The sequence below is a fragment of the Thomasclavelia saccharogumia DSM 17460 genome, from assembly GCF_000686665.1.
GTDB lineage: Bacteria > Bacillota_I > Bacilli_A > Erysipelotrichales > Coprobacillaceae > Thomasclavelia > Thomasclavelia saccharogumia.
Genome location: NZ_JMLH01000004.1, coordinates 1 through 17524 on the forward strand (window position 1 = coordinate 1; position 17524 = coordinate 17524).

General features: G+C 30.3%; 17 protein-coding genes. 13 read left to right on the forward strand and 4 right to left on the reverse strand.

What is annotated here, in order from left to right; genetic code table 11:
• The first annotated feature begins 342 nt into the window (after positions 1-342).
• Positions 343-1239 carry a DMT family transporter gene (locus tag BR82_RS0101870; RefSeq protein WP_051592714.1) on the forward strand — a complete coding sequence of 299 codons (897 nt, stop codon included), beginning with the start codon at positions 343-345 and terminating at the stop codon, positions 1237-1239.
• Entirely contained in the window at positions 1232-2485 is a 1254-nt protein-coding gene (locus tag BR82_RS0101875) for a D-alanyl-D-alanine carboxypeptidase family protein (RefSeq protein WP_027088780.1), read from the forward strand. Before BR82_RS0101870 ends, BR82_RS0101875 begins: the two co-directional genes overlap by 8 nt.
• Positions 2486-3381: 896 nt before the next feature.
• Here the strand turns inward: BR82_RS0101875 and BR82_RS0101885 are convergent.
• Positions 3382-5811 carry a YhgE/Pip domain-containing protein gene (locus BR82_RS0101885; RefSeq protein ID WP_027088781.1) on the reverse strand — a complete coding sequence of 810 codons (2430 nt, stop codon included), beginning with the start codon at positions 5809-5811 and terminating at the stop codon, positions 3382-3384.
• 296 nt (positions 5812-6107) lie between these two features.
• On the opposite strand from BR82_RS0101885, the gene BR82_RS0101890 reads away from it, so the two are divergent.
• The 8 genes from BR82_RS0101890 (at position 6108) to BR82_RS0101930 (ending at position 12204) form a co-directional block, all read left to right on the forward strand.
• The gene (locus tag BR82_RS0101890; RefSeq protein WP_240474492.1) at positions 6108-6551 is read left to right on the forward strand and encodes an Rrf2 family transcriptional regulator; all 444 of its coding nucleotides are present in this window, start codon (positions 6108-6110) and stop codon (positions 6549-6551) included.
• 178 nt (positions 6552-6729) lie between these two features.
• Positions 6730-7359 (forward strand): NAD(P)-dependent oxidoreductase, encoded by a 630-nt coding sequence (locus tag BR82_RS0101895; RefSeq protein WP_027088783.1) that lies wholly within the window; start codon positions 6730-6732, stop codon positions 7357-7359.
• A 957-nt stretch (positions 7360-8316) separates the two neighbouring features.
• Positions 8317-8442, forward strand: coding sequence for a hypothetical protein (locus BR82_RS17795; protein ID WP_261794239.1), 126 nt, complete (start codon positions 8317-8319; stop codon positions 8440-8442).
• A 118-nt stretch (positions 8443-8560) separates the two neighbouring features.
• Positions 8561-9214 (forward strand): HAD family hydrolase, encoded by a 654-nt coding sequence (locus BR82_RS0101910; RefSeq protein ID WP_027088784.1) that lies wholly within the window; start codon positions 8561-8563, stop codon positions 9212-9214.
• Positions 9198-9671 carry a 2-thiouracil desulfurase family protein gene (locus BR82_RS0101915; RefSeq protein WP_027088785.1) on the forward strand — a complete coding sequence of 158 codons (474 nt, stop codon included), beginning with the start codon at positions 9198-9200 and terminating at the stop codon, positions 9669-9671. The genes BR82_RS0101910 and BR82_RS0101915 overlap by 17 nt, the downstream gene beginning before the upstream one ends.
• A complete protein-coding gene (locus tag BR82_RS0101920; protein WP_027088786.1) occupies positions 9649-10584 on the forward strand; it encodes a type I phosphomannose isomerase catalytic subunit in 936 nt (311 codons plus the stop codon). Before BR82_RS0101915 ends, BR82_RS0101920 begins: the two co-directional genes overlap by 23 nt.
• Before the next feature lie 118 nt (positions 10585-10702).
• Positions 10703-11824, forward strand: a complete 1122-nt coding sequence (locus BR82_RS0101925; protein ID WP_027088787.1) for an Ldh family oxidoreductase — start codon at positions 10703-10705, stop codon at positions 11822-11824.
• Between the two features lie 11 nt (positions 11825-11835).
• Positions 11836-12204, forward strand: a complete 369-nt coding sequence (locus tag BR82_RS0101930; protein ID WP_024720987.1) for a VOC family protein — start codon at positions 11836-11838, stop codon at positions 12202-12204.
• Between the two features lie 8 nt (positions 12205-12212).
• Here the strand turns inward: BR82_RS0101930 and BR82_RS15000 are convergent, their stop codons facing one another.
• Genes BR82_RS15000 through BR82_RS0101945 form a run of 3 tightly spaced genes read right to left on the reverse strand, consistent with a single transcriptional unit; the run spans position 12213 to position 14077 of the window.
• Positions 12213-12644, reverse strand: a complete 432-nt coding sequence (locus BR82_RS15000) for an acyl-CoA thioesterase (RefSeq protein ID WP_024720986.1) — start codon at positions 12642-12644, stop codon at positions 12213-12215.
• Positions 12634-13311, reverse strand: coding sequence for an MBL fold metallo-hydrolase (locus BR82_RS0101940; protein WP_027088788.1), 678 nt, complete (start codon positions 13309-13311; stop codon positions 12634-12636). The genes BR82_RS15000 and BR82_RS0101940 overlap by 11 nt, the downstream gene beginning before the upstream one ends.
• Before the next feature lie 31 nt (positions 13312-13342).
• The gene (locus tag BR82_RS0101945) at positions 13343-14077 is read right to left on the reverse strand and encodes a YebC/PmpR family DNA-binding transcriptional regulator (RefSeq protein WP_027088789.1); all 735 of its coding nucleotides are present in this window, start codon (positions 14075-14077) and stop codon (positions 13343-13345) included.
• Between the two features lie 201 nt (positions 14078-14278).
• Between BR82_RS0101945 and BR82_RS0101950 the strand changes: the two genes are divergently transcribed.
• From BR82_RS0101950 to BR82_RS0101960, 3 genes are read left to right on the forward strand one after another with little or no spacing between them, the layout of a single operon-like run.
• Entirely contained in the window at positions 14279-15400 is a 1122-nt protein-coding gene (locus tag BR82_RS0101950; protein WP_027088790.1) for an aminoacetone oxidase family FAD-binding enzyme, read from the forward strand.
• Positions 15393-16976: an NAD(P)/FAD-dependent oxidoreductase gene (locus BR82_RS0101955; protein ID WP_027088791.1), complete on the forward strand. Its 1584-nt coding sequence runs from the start codon at positions 15393-15395 to the stop codon at positions 16974-16976. Before BR82_RS0101950 ends, BR82_RS0101955 begins: the two co-directional genes overlap by 8 nt.
• On the forward strand, positions 16964-17524 hold the full coding sequence (locus BR82_RS0101960) for a manganese efflux pump MntP (RefSeq protein ID WP_027088792.1): 561 nt from the start codon (positions 16964-16966) through the stop codon (positions 17522-17524). The genes BR82_RS0101955 and BR82_RS0101960 overlap by 13 nt, the downstream gene beginning before the upstream one ends.

Genomic DNA, 17524 nt, shown 5'->3' on the forward strand with positions numbered 1-17524 from the left:
ACATGGAAATGTAAAAACTAAAAAGGCCAAAACGCGCATAACAGCTAGCTTTTGGCCTTTTTTTAATAAATTTTACTGCGAAACTCAAGATTTTAGAGCTGTTTGCAATTGAAAATACATAAAATTAAAAAAATGAAGATTTTATCTATATTTATTGTTTTTGTCTGATATTAATATTACGATTAAAAATTATTGATAAATTAAAATGTTTTAAATAAAAATAGAATGATGAATTATATTTTGAAGATGCTATCAAAATTAGAAATAATAATTAATTTAAAATAGATATTGTTGAAAGATGTCGAAAATGTTAAAATGTACAAGTATATTGGAGGAGTGATTGTGAGTAATAAGATTAAAGGTTCATTGTTATTAGTGTTAGCGGCAATGATTTGGGGCAGCTCTTTTATTGTGATGAAAAGTGCTGTAGATTTTTTAACGCCTAATGTGTTACTTTTTATTAGATTTTCATTAGCTACAGTAATCATGAGTATCATGTTTTATAAATATATTAAAGATATAAAATTAAAGGATCTTAAAGGTGGAATGATTACTGGTACATGTCTATTTTTAGCTTATTTGGTGCAAACATTGGGCTTGACTATGACAACTCCTGGTAAAAATGCATTTTTAACAGCTGTGTATTGTGCAATCGTACCATTTTTGGTTTGGATATTTTATCATAAACGACCTGATAATTATAATTTTATAGCGGCTGTACTATGTGTTTTAGGTGTTGGTTTAGTTTCTTTAGATGGTGATTTGTCCATTAATATGGGGGATCTATTGACACTTATAGGAGGTCTTTTTTATGCGTTTCATATTCTTGCAATCAAGAAATATTCTAAAGAGATGCATCCGATAAAACTGACAACTTTACAGTTTGCAATGACAGCAGTATTAGCTTTTCTAGGAGCTTTGTTCTTTGAGGATATTTCACTGATCAAACAAATTGATAGCAGTATTATTATGCAGATTGGTTATTTAGCTTTTTTTGCTACAGCAGTTACCTTGCTTTGTCAAAATGTTGGTCAACATTTAGTTAGTGAATGTAATGCTGCAATATTGTTAAGTTTAGAATCAGTATTTGGTGTCTTTTTTTCAGTTTTATTTTATGGGGAAGTATTAACATTAAAAGTATTTTTAGGATTTATTATAATTTTTGTTGCAATTATTGTTTCAGAGACAAAATTATCCTTTTTAAAGATAAAAGCCAGGGGAGGTGAATTAAATGTTTAAAAAAATTGTAAGTTTTATTATTGCTGGATTATGTTTACTTGCTTTAATTACTCCGCTACGGGCTCTTGAAAATAGTGAGGATATTGGTTTAACAGCACAATATGCAGTTGCCATCGATGCTAAAAGTGGATTAGTACTCTACAACAAGAATATGGATGAACGGATGTATCCTGCTAGCATGACAAAAGTTATGACGACGATCGTTGCTATTGAGATGATCAAAGATTTTAATGCAACGACCGTAATCACTCAAAGTGATATTGATACTGTTTGGGAAACAGGGGCTTCATCAGCTAATTTTGAAATAGGTGAAACAGTTACATATAATGATTTGCTGCTGGGGGCGATTTTACCAAGCGGTGCCGATGCTACAAGAGCATTAGCAAATAATTTATGCGGTAGCCAAGAAGAGTTTGTTAATAAAATGAATGAGTTGGCTGAAAAATTAGAGTTAAAAGATACTCATTTTGTTAATACGACAGGAATTCATGATGAAAATCATTATACAACCGCCCATGATATGGCGCTAATTGTTAAGTATGCTGTTGAAAATGAACAATTTAGAGAAATATATTCAAAACGCTTTGCTACTTCTTCAAATGGTTTACATCAATGGGTGAATAAGTCGATATATAATGCTAATAGAAGTCATATTGATACTAGCAGTATTTTAGGTTGTAAAAGTGGTTATACAGATGCTGCTAAAAACTGTTTATCAAGTTTGGATATAGTGGGTAATAATGAAATTATTACTATCGTAGGTAAGTCAATTAATAATGATCTTAAACCTCGTGCTGCAGTACAAGATACTTTGGATATTGTAAATTATGTTAGTCAAAATTATTCAATGCAGTCAATTTTAGCTAAGGGAACGCAAGTTAAAAATTTAGATGTAGAAGTAGCAAAGGACAATCAAAAGATCGTGATTGAAAATCAAAATGATGTTTCTGCTTTTTTACCTAATGATTTTAATAAAGATGATTTAAAATATAAGTATTCTTTTGAAAAGCTTGAAGCTCCTTTAGAAAAAGGAACTAAAGTTGGTAATTTAAGCATTTATTATGGTGATTATTTATTGTATCAAGAAGAGTATTTTAATGATATAATGATTGAACGTGATGCTGTAGGGGATGTTAAAGGGAAAATAATAGATTTTATTTTTCCTTATGGATTAGCAATCTTTTTAGTAATTCTTTATTTCTTTATATCTAAAATAAAAAAATATCAAAAAGTAACAGTTAAGTAGTGCTGTTACTATTTTAATATGATATATTTTAAATAGAATTATTAAAAAAATCGTTATTTTAGAATGGATAAAAATGAGAAAATGTTATCGTTGTGGTAGTGAAATGTTAGAAGAATATGGTTTGAAAATAAGCTCATTAATGGCGTGAGTCGCACTAGTATTGTTATCTAAAGGCCAGGAAATTATGACTGAGGAATTTGGTAAAGTAAAAGTAGCAGTTTGCCCTAAAAGTGGGGAAATATCATTATATATTGATAATTATAAGATATTAGAAGAAAAATAAGAGTAATTGAAATGTTTAAAAATGATATCAATAGAGAATGATTGATTCGAATATTGAAATAATAAATATTAATGATAATAGTCTTGAAATGTTAGAAAAAGACAGTCTTTATACTTCAAAAATCAAATTTATAGATGTCTATAACGAATGTTGAATATTATAGTGGTACGATTGATTTTTTAACAATGTAGGTAATCTTGAGATATAAGAAATATAAATGAAGAATATAGGTAAACTTTTAACATTATTTGATAATCTTTTTAAAGAAAATTATGTTTGATTATTTCTAGAAATATTAATGAAAAAATAGCTAAAAATATATGAAAAATAATTAATGATAGATAAATTGTTGAAGAATTATCACTGTGTTATCAAGAAAAGTATAAGCAATGGTAAACAAAAATTCAGGGAACTATTGCTAAATATCAAAATCTTGAGAAATGTCAAATTCATCTAAATATACTATAGATCATTTAAAATTAAGTGGATGAACAACCAAATAATAAAGGATTGAAATTATTGTTATTGCAATCCTTTTTAGTAGTATTATATATTTTTATCTTTATATAAAAAGAAGCTATAACTAATTTATTAATTATAGCTTCTTATAAATTTATTCATTTACATTTTCAAATGCTTGAGGAATTAATGGTGCAGGTTTTTTTATTCGATGGTCATAAATAAGAATCGTTAAAAGACTGCAAATAACGATAATTCCAATAAACACAATGATTTCATAACTTATTGAAACATTAGGCATACTGATAACTTTTCTAAAGCCATCAACACTATAAGTGAAAGGAACAAATGGATGAATAGCTTTAAAAATTGCTGAGGATGTTTCCAATGGATACGTACCTGCAGAACCACCCAAGTTGATTACCATAAAAACAAGTAAAATAAATTCACCAATTTTTCCACAGACAATACTTAATAAAGTTACTAAAGCCATCGATGCAGCACCAACAATAACCGCAAAGATAAATGTCATTAATAATTGCTGTGGAGCAAAATCACAAAATAACATCAAAGATCCAATCATTATAATTGCTGCGATAGTAGAAATAGTAAACCAGACAGTTGCTTTAGATAACCAGTACTTTAAGCCGCTTTCAGCTTTTTCAATATCATTAAATAATGGATACATTAAGGTAAATGCCATACAGGCAACATATAGTCCAACACTCATCATATATGGAGCCATACCGTGACCATTATTTTCAACTGTAGATATTTCTTGATGAGATAGTTTTACTGGTGTTGATAACATGTCAAATGTGTCATCACTGCTTTTAATTTCACTGACTTGTTTAGCACCATCACCTAATGATGAAGCCAATGTAGTAGTTCCGTCTTTCAAAGTTAGTAAACCATTATTTAAAGTATTTGAACCTTCATATAATTGATCAGCTCCAGAAGTAATTTGCTTAGCACCATCAGCTAACTGCTTACTACCATTAAAAATAGTTGGATTATTATTAATTAATGTATTGGTTCCAGCTAATAATTGATTAGAACCAGTTTTAGCACTATTTACACCATTGCTATAAGCAGTAAAACCATTACTTAAAGTTGTTGTTCCTTGATTAAGTGCTAAACTTCCCTGATAGATTGAGCTAGCTCCGTTAATTAAAGTATTTGATGTTATTTGGTCACCTAATCCCGCCTGAACTGTTTTTAAACCAGTATATAATTGTTTAATTGCCTGATTGGCACCTGGTAAAGCCTGAGCAGAACCGCCAGCAAGAGAACTAACAGTAAGTTGTAGATTATTAAATACAGTATCGGTAGTAATTTTAGCTGTTTTTACATTAGTGACTGCTTTTATATTGGCTTCATTAATATTTTGATCATTTTTTATACTTGAAATAATGTTATCAATCGTTTCTTGATCAAGTGTCTTACCAGCGTTGCTAGTTAAAGCGTTTTGTAAGGCTTGATTATAAGCATTGTTTATTTCTGTTATTGATGTTTGAGCACTGTCTAAAGTGTTATCGATGTTATTAAGATAGTCCTTTACATTAAGATTACTACTGTCGTTACTAGTTGTTTTAAGACTTTGATTTAATGCTTGAATACCATAATTTAAAGTTTCTAAAGCCGTTTTACCAGTTACTGGATTAGGAGTTATTAAAGCATTGATACCAGCTTCTGTTTCACTATTTAGTTGGTTATCTAGCGTTGCTTTAGCATTTGTAAGAGCAGTCTCTAACTGTTTGCTACCTTCTTTTAATTGTTCAACACCAGCATCGAGCTGATCAATACCACCGGATATGGCTTGAGTGTTGCTGTTTAATGTATCTAAACCGCTATTTAAATCTTTGACACCATTATTAACAGAGTTGACACCATCAAGATAAGAAGAAAGTCCATAACTTAGTGATGTTGCGCCATCGCTAAAAATCAGAGTACTATCAGCTAATGTTTTTAAATTTGTTGTAATTAAATTATTACCATCAATTAGTTGATTAGCACCATCATTTATTTGATTTGAACCATCAGCAGCTTCATTCATACCATTACCAATATTATTAATTTGTTCAAAAATAGTTTTAGCATATGTTTTAGTAACAGTTGCAGATACCTCATCCTTAATTTTTGTCACTGCAGAATCATCCATTTTTGAGGCAATATAACTTGTTCCTGGATTTGTTATATATGTCAAAATCATTTTTTTAGGCTCTTTTTCTAATAATGTTGTTGCATTTTTAGAAAAATCACGAGGAATAGTAATTATCATATAATAATCACCATCTTTTAGCCCCTGATTAGCTTTAGTGGCACTAACTAAGTTAAAATTCATGGAATCATTTTTTTCAAGATTATTAGCTAATTCTTTTCCTACATCTAAAACAGTTTGATTATATGTTACTTTTTGATCTTCGTTTACGACAGCTACAGGAATACTGCTTGTATTGCCATAGGGATCCCATATCGAACCAAGAAAAATCCCTGAATATATACTTGGAATTGCAATAATTGCTATTGCGACAATGATTAACCATCGGTTTTTTAAAAACGTTGACCATTCTTTTTTTATCATAAATTTTCTCCTTCCATTAGATTTTAATTTATTCTTGAAATCTAAATTATTAATGGATATAATTTATCCATGGATAAAGTTTATCTATTAACAAATACATATTTTAGCTATGTAGATATACTTTGTCAATTAATTTATAAATTATTTTTACAGAAATTAATTTATAAATTATTTTTACAGAAACTATTTTATTTATGATACAATAGATATAAAATATCACTAATAAAAATGAAATGATCAAGAAAGATAAATGTTAATGAAAAAAATAATAATATTTATTAAGTTAGAGGGCTAAAATGATGAAAGTTAAAAATAGTGTCGAACAGGCAATATGCTTATTAATAATGATTGCGCATAGTGATGAAGGAATACCGCTTAAAAGTTATAATATTTCTGAGAGTTTGGGAGTTTCCGACTCTTATCTAAAAAAAATTATTCGCCAATTAGTAGTAGCAGGTTTAATTTCTTCTGAAGCTGGTAAAAAGGGTGGAGTGTCTTTAAAAATGCCTCCAGAAAAAATAACTTTGTTAGATATATTTGAAGCAATTGAGGGGAAAGAACCGTTTGCCAAAGCAACAGGATTAGTTGAACGGGTATTTTTAAATGAATTAAAAGAAGTAAAAGAACAGAAGCAGGCAATGATTTTAGAGGCATTTAATCAAGCTGAATTAAGTTACAAGGAAAAGTTGAAAACAATTACATTAAAAATGGCAATGGTAGAAAGAAAAAAAGATTCTTGAAAATTTATTATATATATTAAAATATTTGAATTATGTAAAATTGAGAAGAGCTATATACAAAAAGTATATAGTTTTTTTTAAAAATTTAGTTGTAACTATTGAAATTACAATAAAAATGTTATATATTATAGTTGTAATAACAAACATTACAACAAATAAAATCTAGGAGGAAATTAAAATGAAAATAGCTGTTGTTTGTGCAAACGGGAAAGCCGGTAAATTGATCGTAAAAGAAGCAGTAGAAAGAGGTTTAGATGTTACTGCTATTGCAAGAGGGACTAATGAAAGTGTAGCGCAGAATTATATTGAAAAAGATTTATTCGCTCTAACGAAAGAAGATTTAGCGGATTTTGATATTATTATTGATGCCTTTGGAGCTTGGAGTGAAGAAAAACTGCCACTTCATAGCACTTCATTAAAGAAATTATGTGATTTGGTTAGTAATACCGATAAACGTCTTTTAGTTGTTGGAGGTGCTGGTAGTTTGTATGTAAATCCTGAACATACAATGCAGGTTATGGATGGCCCTGATTTCCCAGATATTTTTAAGCCATTGGCACATGCTCAAGGAAAAGCATTAGATGAATTAAGAAAAAGAACTGATGTTAAATGGACATTTGTAAGTCCAGCAGGTGATTTTCAACCTGAAGGAAAAAGAACTGGAAAATATATTCTTGGTGGCGAAGAATTGATATTAAATGCTAAAGGAGAAAGTACTATTAGCTATGCAGATTATGCAATTGCTATGGTTGATGAAGCTATAGAAGGAACGCATATTCAAGAAAGAATCAGTGTTGTCAGTGAATAAGATATATAAGAGCTTATAAGAAATCATGGACTTTTGACAAATCAGGAGATAAAAATGTTACAAGAAGAGCGCTTGGATTATTTAATTAGATATTTGTTAGAAAAAGAGCAAAATTATATTTTAGATATTCCGGGTCCAGAAATAGAGAAGGAAATTTTTTGCGAGCACTTATGAAAGTAAAATTGTGATTAAAAAAGCGAATAAGTATAGAGGTAGCGTTTAATAGTATATAAATGCTACCTCTAATTTTTGATTTTTATGATAGAATATTGGTAAAAAGTTATCATAAATCTTGACTTTAGAATTAAATATCGGATAAAAAGAGTGTTTTATGTGCTTATAATCGGCAATTTTTGAAGCGCTTTTTGTACTTTCTGTATTGTGTTTTTAGATATGTTTTCTAATATTTTAAAATTTTTTTGATTTTCTTTTTTGTTCTGTATTTTTTCTTGAGATCAATGCCTAGTTTTTTACCTCTATCATCTGTGATTTCATCACGATAGATGAACTGATATATATTTTTATCGAGGTTGATGCATTGATAATTCTTGGTGATATTTAGCATCATATATTAATTAAAAACAGATTATTGTAGATAACCTTTCATCTAATGAACTAATTTCAAAAGTATTAAAGTATATTATGAAAAAGCTAATCGAAAATGTGGAATTGATTCAGAGGAATGAAACAATATATTCATACTATTTTGAGTTTACAACACAATGACAAAAATATCTGAATACAAAAAACTATGGCAATATATCATGGCAGCAAAGTTAGAAATGTGGCTATGAAATTAGCCGGCAAAGCAGACAAAAGTAAAGATAGGTAAAACACAATGTCATAGTAAATAAAGATGCGATAGAATGTAATTTAATTTTATTGGATTCTTGTATTTTTATTATTGTGTGCAATGAATATAACACTCCAGTAATTATAAAATACCCTTTTTGGAAGATGAAAGCTAAAAATAAACATGCTGTATATGGGTGTATCAATTATCAGAATGTTTTTTGTCTAGTTTTAATTGAAAAACAGTCTATTTGTATTCAAGAAGATATTGGTAAAGCACATCAAGATTAAATAATATATATTATTAAAAATCTTATGGAAATAGTTTTAAACTAATAAGAAAATTATCCTGCAACAAAAAACGCATAAAGGCAAAATATATGCTATAATGTATTACGGAGTTGATTAGATGATTAATACAATTATATTTGATTTAGATGGAACATTGGTTAACTCATTAGGAGATTTAGCTGATACAACCAATTTATTATTAAAAAAGAGAGGGTATCCTACTTTTGAACTTGAGCAATATCGTTATTTTGTAGGAAATGGAGTAGCTAAATTAATTGAAAGAGCGCTGCCATTAGAACATAAAAATGAAGTAAAAGACATCAAGCAGGAATTTGATGAGATTTATGCACAAAACTGTTTAAATAAAACGAAACCCTATCCGGGTATTATTGAGCTATTGAATTATTTAAAAAATAATGATTATAATTTAGCTATTGTAACTAACAAGCCTCAAGTTCATGCTTCTAAAATTGCTAAGACATTATTTCCTGATTGTTTTAAATATATCTTTGGAAATAGTGAGATGCATCCTAAAAAACCCGATCCTTGTTTAACTAATCTTGTCATTAATTTATTTGATGTCAAAAAAGATCAGGTTGTTTATATTGGTGATAGTGATGTCGATATCCAAACAGCAAAAAATACTAAAGTTAAATCGATTGGAGCTGCGTGGGGATTTAGAGGGGCCCAGGAATTAACAAAATGTGGCGCAGATCAGATAGTTTATCATGCTAATGAAATATTGGAGGTGCTCGATGATTGGAGTAAGTAGTTGTTTAGCAGGAGTTAAATGTACTTATCGTGGAGATGATAATTTAATTGAAATCATAAAAGAAATGGTTGATCGTAAAAAAGCAGTTATAATTTGTCCGGAGGTATTAGGAGGATTGGGAATTCCTAGAAACCCTTGCGAAATCAGAAAAGATCGAGTCGTTGATATAACTGGTGAAGACAGGACAAAAGAATATGAATTAGGGGCTAAAAAGGCTTTAGAGATTTTAAAAAGGCATGATGTTGATGTTGTTTTACTTAAAGCTAATAGTCCTAGTTGTGGAAAGAATAAGATATATGATGGCAGTTTTAGTCATACTTTAATTAACGGTGATGGAATTACTTGCCAATTGTTGGAGAAGCATGGCATAATAGTATTTAATGAGGATAAAATTGATGAATTTTTTAAATTTATAGAAAGAAGGAGAGTAGAAAATGGGACATATTTTAAAAGTTGATCCTGTATTTAAAGAAATGATATGGGGAGGACATAAACTAAAAGATATTTATGGCTATGATATTCCAAGTAATCATACAGGGGAATGCTGGGCGATATCAGCGCATCAAAACGGTGACTGTACAATGGCTAATAGTGAATTTGCAGGTAAAAAATTATCTGAACTATGGGCTGAACATCGAGAATTATTCGGTAATATCGAAGGTGATCAATTTCCGTTGTTAGTTAAAATTATTGATGCCTGCAATGATCTATCAGTACAGGTTCATCCTAATGATGAATATGCGGCAGTTCATGAAAATTCTTTAGGTAAGACAGAATGCTGGTATGTTTTAGGAACTGATGAAAATACCCAAATGGTAATGGGACATCATGCTAAGACTAAAGAAGAATTTGTAGCAGCAATTGAAAATGATGATTATGATAATTTATTAAATAAGTTTGGAATCAAAGAAGGCGATTTTTTCTACATTCCTGCTGGAACGATTCATGCAATTTGTAGTGGTTCGTTAATTTATGAAGCACAGCAGTCATCAGATATCACATATCGTGTATATGATTATCATCGTAAAGATGCTAATGGTAATGAGCGGCAATTACATGTACAGCAGTCAATTGATGTAACACAAGTACCATATCAGCCATATACAAATGATAATCAAGTAGTTACAGCAATTGAAAACGGAACTGTTACAAAATTAATTGCTAGTGAATTTTTTACAGTTAATAAATATGACTTAACAGGTAAAAATACAATTATTAATGATAAACCATTTCAATTAGTGACAGTAATCAAAGGTGAAGGAAAAATTGCTGGTAGTGATGTAAAAATCGGTGATAATTTTATTGTGTGTGCTGATCAAAAAGAAGTTGATTATGATGGTAATATGTCAGTGATGATCTGCACATTATAGTGTAATTAATATGAATCAAGGATAATGAAGTAGAGCTGTTGTTCTACTTCATTTTATTAATGACAGAAAAAATAGTTTATGATAGAATGTATACAATTTAAAAGAAATGAGGTAGATTATGGCACATATAAAGTTTAAGTTTGATGTTTTAAATGCTTTTTGTAATGAAGCTTTTGAAAAATTTGGATTCACTCCAGAAGAAAGTAAGGTTATTACCGATGTCTTGTTATTATCAGACATTTATGGAATTGAATCACATGGAATGCAGAGACTTTCAAGATATCATAAAGGAATTGAAAAAGGAATGATCAAGGTTGATGCTAAGCCGGAAATAGTTTTTGAAACGCCTGTTTCGGCAGTAATTGATGGAAATGCGGGGATGGGTCAGTTAATAAGTAAATTTGCAATGGAAAAATGTATTGAAAAAGCTAAGAATGTAGGAATAGCAGTTGTAAGTGTTAGAAATTCTAATCATTATGGAATTGCGGGATATTATGCTAAGATGGCTTGTGACCAGGGGATGATAGGAATGTCTTTTACGAATTCTGAAGCTATCATGGTTCCAACTTTTGCGCGTAAAGCAATGTTAGGATCAAATCCCATTGCTTTAGCTATGCCTGCTAAACCATATCCGTTTTTTTTCGATGCTTCGACAACCGTTGTAACAAGAGGAAAACTGGAAATGTATCGAAAGGCTGAAAAACAGCTGCCTCAAGGATGGGCTTTGGATAAAGATGGTAATCCTTCAACTGATGCACCTGATGTTTTGACTAATATTGCTGATAAAGTTGGTGGCGGTATTATGCCTCTTGGTGGTTCTACAGAACAATTAGGAAGCCATAAAGGATATGGATATGGTATGTTTTGTGAAATTTTTTGTTCTATTTTATCTCAAGGATTGACATCAAATCATACACATACCGATGGTATTGGTGGAACTTGTCATGGTTTTATTGCTATAGATCCAAAAATATTTGGTGATCCTCAAGATATTGAGGCGCATTTTTCAACTTTTTTACAGGAATTAAGGGATGCCCCTAAAGCAGCTGGACAGACACGGATTTATACTCATGGTCAAAAAGAAGTTGAAGCGGTTAAAGATCGGATGGAAAATGGGATTGCAGTTGATGTAAAAACGGTCTTGGAAATGAAAGATTTATCTAATTTTGTTGGTGTTGATTTTGAAAAATATTTTGGTAAATTAGATATTGATGATGCAAATTATAAAACAGTTTATTAAGGAGGAAATTTATGGAATTTAAGTGTGTACATTGTAATATTAATATTACAAATATTGAAAAGAGTGTTTCGTTTTATCAAAAGGCTTTAGGGCTTAAAGTGGAAAGAACAAAAGAAGCTAGTGATGGAAGTTTTATTCTTACTTATTTAGGAGATGGAATAAGTAATTTTCAAATTGAGTTAACCTGGTTAAAAGATCATCCCCAGGCATATGATCTAGGAGAAAATGAAAGTCATATTTGTTTTGAAGTTGATGATTATGAAAAAGCCTATCAATTACATAAAGAGATGGGATGTATTTGTTTTGAAAATAAAGCGATGGGATTATACTTTATTAATGATCCTGATGATTATTGGATTGAAATTTTACCAAAAAAATAATGCTTATTCTATAACGGATAAGCATTTTTATTTTTTACTTTTTTAAATAACTGATCATATTCTGGCTTGATTTTCTTTAAACTAACAGGTTTACCATCTTTGTTAATAAAACAATGTTTTGAAGTGCCCGTTGTACAAAGAATATTATTTTGATTATAAATTTCATAACTACAAGCAAAACGAACACTGCTGTATTCATCAATTTTTACTTTAATAGTAGCGATATCATCAAAATACATCATTTGCAAGTATTTACAAGATACTTCTAATACGGGAGAAATAATGCCTTCTTTCTCCATTGTTTTATAAGTTAAACCGATTTGGTTCATAAAATCAATTCGCGCTTCTTCAAACCAGCGAATATAATTTGAATGATGAATGATGCCCATTTGATCAGTTTCATAGTATTTAGCAAGATGCTGGTATGGTTTAATGTTCATGGTCTTCTCCTAAGATAAAGATTTCACCTGGGTGATGAATCTTAATAATATTATGATATTGGTTTAGTGGTTCATAGTCAAGATAATCGAGCATTTTATTGATATCATTACCAAAATGCATTGGTAAAACATATTTAGTTTTAATATTTTTCAAGATATGATTCATGCCCCACCAGGTTGTTTCTTCAAGACGAGGATCTAAAGGAATCATCATTAGATCAAAATTTATATTAACCAGTTTGGCAATTTCTTTTTTAAAAGTAACGGCCTGGTATTCATTATCAGTTTCTGGTTCTCCCAGCCAATGCCACCAGTGCAAATCACCAGCATGATATAAATATTTGTTTTCAACTTTGACTACAAAGGCAACTCCTTCATCGGTTGAAAGTAGTGTTTGAAGATGAAGATCATCGATTTTATAAGTTTTATGAGGATATACTTTGATGCCTTTATTATCAATTTCATGATCAATAATATAAGTAATATTAGGATGATCAAGATCATAAATAACAGGATTATAATGATCATAATGTAAATGGGAAACAAAGACGTATAAAGCTTTATTTGAATCTAATTTAGGAAGCTTTCCTTTAAAGTAATCAAATAATAAAATATGTTTTTCTAATTCCACAATAAAACCACTATTATATAAATAAGTAATTTTCATATCTTAGCTCCTATACAACAAAAGGGAGTAATTATTCTCCCTCATCATAGTTTGCAACATTGTGATAGATTTGGTCAACATCATCACAATCATTTAAATTATTCATTAAGCGTTCAAATAATTCCATGTCTTCACCAGCAAGTTCTACAGTATCTTGAGGTAAAGTTTGAATTTCATCGATGTCAAAATCAACATCAGCTTTAATTCCTTCGATTGCTTCTTTGATTTTGTTTAAATCAGTTGGCTCACCAATAATTTTAATCGAACCATCATCTTCACTAATAATATCTTTTGCATCAATTTCAGCCATAACTAAAGCATCTAAAACAGTTTCTTCATCTAATCCCTTAAAACTAACAACACTAATGACATCATATAAATAAGTAACTGATCCTTCATTTCCTAATTTAGCTTTAGATTTAGTAAAGGCAGGACGTACTTGTGAAATTGTACGATTAATATTATCTGTTAAACATTTAACGATTATTGTAGCGCCACCGTTAGCATATCCTTCAAATACTTTTTCTTCATAATTTTCAGTAACACCACTTTTTACTTTATCAATTGCTCTTTTAATGACATCAGCAGGTACTTGTTCTTTTTTGGCTTTTTCAATCATTCGTCTTAAAGCTAAGTTACCATCTGGTTCAGGACCTCCAGCTTTAGCAATCAAGTAAATTTCTTTTCCATAGCGTGAATATAATTTAGCTTTTTTTGCTGCTGTTTTTGCCATTGCAACTTTACGCACTTCATGTGCTCTACCCATAAATAATTCCTCCTTAAAGTGATAAATCCTTTTAAATTATACACTTATCGATTAATATTATCAAGTATACTTTTTATTACTTATAATCATCTAAAGTGGAATTTAACACTTTACTTTAGATAATTAAAGTTTATTAGCACCATTTATTTTAAAAGATCATAGATTATGCTATAATCTAGGCATTATACAAGGAGATAAACGATGGAAACTACTGTAATTATTGGTGCTGGAGCAAGTGGATTGATATGTGGCCATGAATTAGCTGATCATCATGCTAATGTAATTATTCTTGAACAGTCGAATAAATCTGGAAGAAAGATCTTAGCTAGCGGTAATGGTCGCTGTAATCTTTCTAATACTAATTTAGATATGCGTTTCTATAACACAAATGATAAACGAATTGAAAAAATTATTCATGATTTTGATGCTAAGACTTATTTTGATCAAATTGGAGTATTAACTAGACAGGTTGGGACATTATTGTATCCCCGTTCAAATCAGAGTTTAACAATAAAGAATGCGTTGATGAATAATTTTGATCAAGTTGCTTTGATTGAAGAGTGCCAGGCTTTAAAAATAATCAAAAAACAAAAAGGATATCTTGTTAAAAGTACTAAAGGTAATTATGAATGTGATAATGTTGTTATTGCAACAGGTTCACCAGCTTCTTGTTTATCAGGAGAAAATAATTATGATTTGGTTAAGGACCTTGATTTAAAGATGATAAAGTTGTATCCTAGTCTAGTTCAAGTAAAAACTAAGCCGGCATACATGCAATTAAAGGGGGTACGAGTCAAATGTAAAGCTAGTTTATATCTCGATAATAAATTAATTGAAAGTCAATCTGGTGAAGTTCTGTTTACTGATCAAGGATTATCAGGGATTTGTATTATGCAGTTATCAAGGTTATTGCCAGGTAATTGTAATAATGCTGTAATAAGTTTGGATTTATTAGAAGATCTTGACGATAAAGAAGTTAAAATTTTATTGAAACAGCGCTTAGAGAAATATGGTAATTATTATCTTGAAGGAATATTTAATGATAAATTAGCCAAAGTATTAAAAAATGTAAAAAATTTAAAAGATGTTCATTTTAAAGTATTAGGAACATATGGTTATCAAAAAGCTCAAGTAATGCGAGGCGGTGTAAGCCTTGAGGAAATCGATGAAAATTTAGAAAGTTTGAAATATCCGGGAATTTATCTTGCAGGAGAAATATTAGATGTAGATGGCGACTGTGGCGGTTATAATCTGCATTTTGCGTTTGCTTCAGGATATCATATCGCTAAAACAATATTAAGTAAGGGAAGATACGATGATTAGAATTAATAATTTGAATGTTTCATTAGACACTAAAGATTATCGACAGGTAATCTCACAGCAATTAAATATTTCCAAGAATAAAATTAAAAATGTAAAGTTAGTAAAACAGGCTATTGATGCAAGAAGAAAGAATAAAGTTCATTTTGTCTGTAGTTTTGAATTTGAAATTGATAATGAGGAAATGGTAAAAAAAAAATATCCTAAATTACAGCTTAGCCAAGTAAAGCCATACCATTATCCAGTTTTAAAAGCTAATGATGAACATATTGTAGTGATAGGTAGTGGACCGGCGGGTTTATTTTGTGCGTATAACTTAGCCCGAGCTAAACAAAAAGTGACTTTGATCGAAAGAGGCAGCAAGGTAGATAAAAGAAAAGAAGATATTGATAATTTCTTTAAAACTGGTAAACTGCTTTTAAATAGTAATGTTCAATTTGGTGAAGGTGGTGCCGGAACTTTTAGTGATGGAAAACTTACCACAGGTGTCAAAGATAAAAGAAAACAATTTATTTTAGAAACTTTTGTAGCTCATGGTGCTAATGAAGATATTTTATATATGAATAAGCCGCATGTAGGTACAGACTATTTGATCAATGTTGTTAAAAGTATGCGTGAAAAGATAATTGAAAATGGGGGTACAGTATTATTTGATAGTCAGCTTGTTGATATCGAAATAAAAGATCAGCACTTAGTAAATATTAAAGTACGCCAGCAAGATCAAATCATGACGATGAAGCCAGACCGCTTAGTTTTAGCGATTGGGCATAGTGCTCGTGATACTTATGAAATGTTGTATCAAAGAGGATTGAAAATGGAACCGAAAGCTTTTGCTGTAGGACTTAGAATCGAACACCTGCAATCATTTATTAATGAACATCAATATGGTAAATATGCAAATCATCCTAAATTAAAAGCCGCAGATTATAAATTGGCTGTTAAAACAAGCAGCGGCCGGGGTGTTTATACATTTTGTATGTGTCCTGGAGGACGAGTTATTAATTCAAGTAGCGAATCAGGGGGTGTAGTAGTAAACGGAATGAGCAACCAGGCTCGTGATGATACTAATGCCAATAGTGCTATCTTAGTAACGGTGGGACCCGATGATTTTAAAGATGATCATCCGTTATCTGGAGTTACCTATCAACGTGAGTTAGAGCATAAAGCCTTTATACTTGGCGGTAGTAATTATCATATTCCTGTGATGAAAGTAGAAGATTATTTAATGAAACAAGTCAATGAAAGTACTGTTAAGTGCAGTGTTTTACCAGGCGTGAAAGAAGCAGATTTAAACGCTTTGTTTAGTCCCGAGATAAATGCTTCTTTAAAAGAAGGTTTAGAATTAATGAATCAAAAATTTTCTGGGTTTACAAGTAATGCAATTCTTTCTGGAGTAGAATCACGTAGTTCAGCACCGGTTCGATTTTATCGCGATGAATCATATCAAAGTAACATCAAAGGAATCTATCCAATCGGTGAGGGAGCTGGTTATGCTGGTGGAATCATGTCTAGTGCATTAGATGGATTAAAATGTAGTGAATTAATTTTAAAAGGGGAGAAAGAAAAATGTCAGTCATAGAAATTGCGATTATTGGAATTGGATTAGCGATGGATGCTTTTGCAGTCTCAATTTGTAAGGGACTTGCGATGAAGAAGATGAGTTATCGAAAAGCGGTTATAATTGCTTTATTTTTTGGCGGGTTTCAGGCACTGATGCCAGCAATAGGATATGTTTTAGGAACTACTTTTGCTTCTAAGATTGCAGCGATCGATCATTGGATTGCTTTTATCTTATTAGGATTAATTGGTGTGAATATGATCAAAGAGGCTTTAGGTAAAGAAGATGATGAGTGTTTAGATGATACTTTACGCTTTGGAGATTTGATCATGCTGTCGATTGCGACAAGTATCGATGCTTTAGCAGTAGGAATTACATTTTCTTTTTTTAATGTTTCAATTGTTTTATCATCTTCAATTATTGGTTTTATTACTTTTATTATTTGTATAATTGGAGTAAAAGTTGGAAATGTTTTTGGGGAAAAATATAAAAGTAAGGCTGAATTAACAGGTGGTATCTTGTTGATTGTTATGGGCTGTAAGATTTTGATTGATCACTTATTCTTTTAG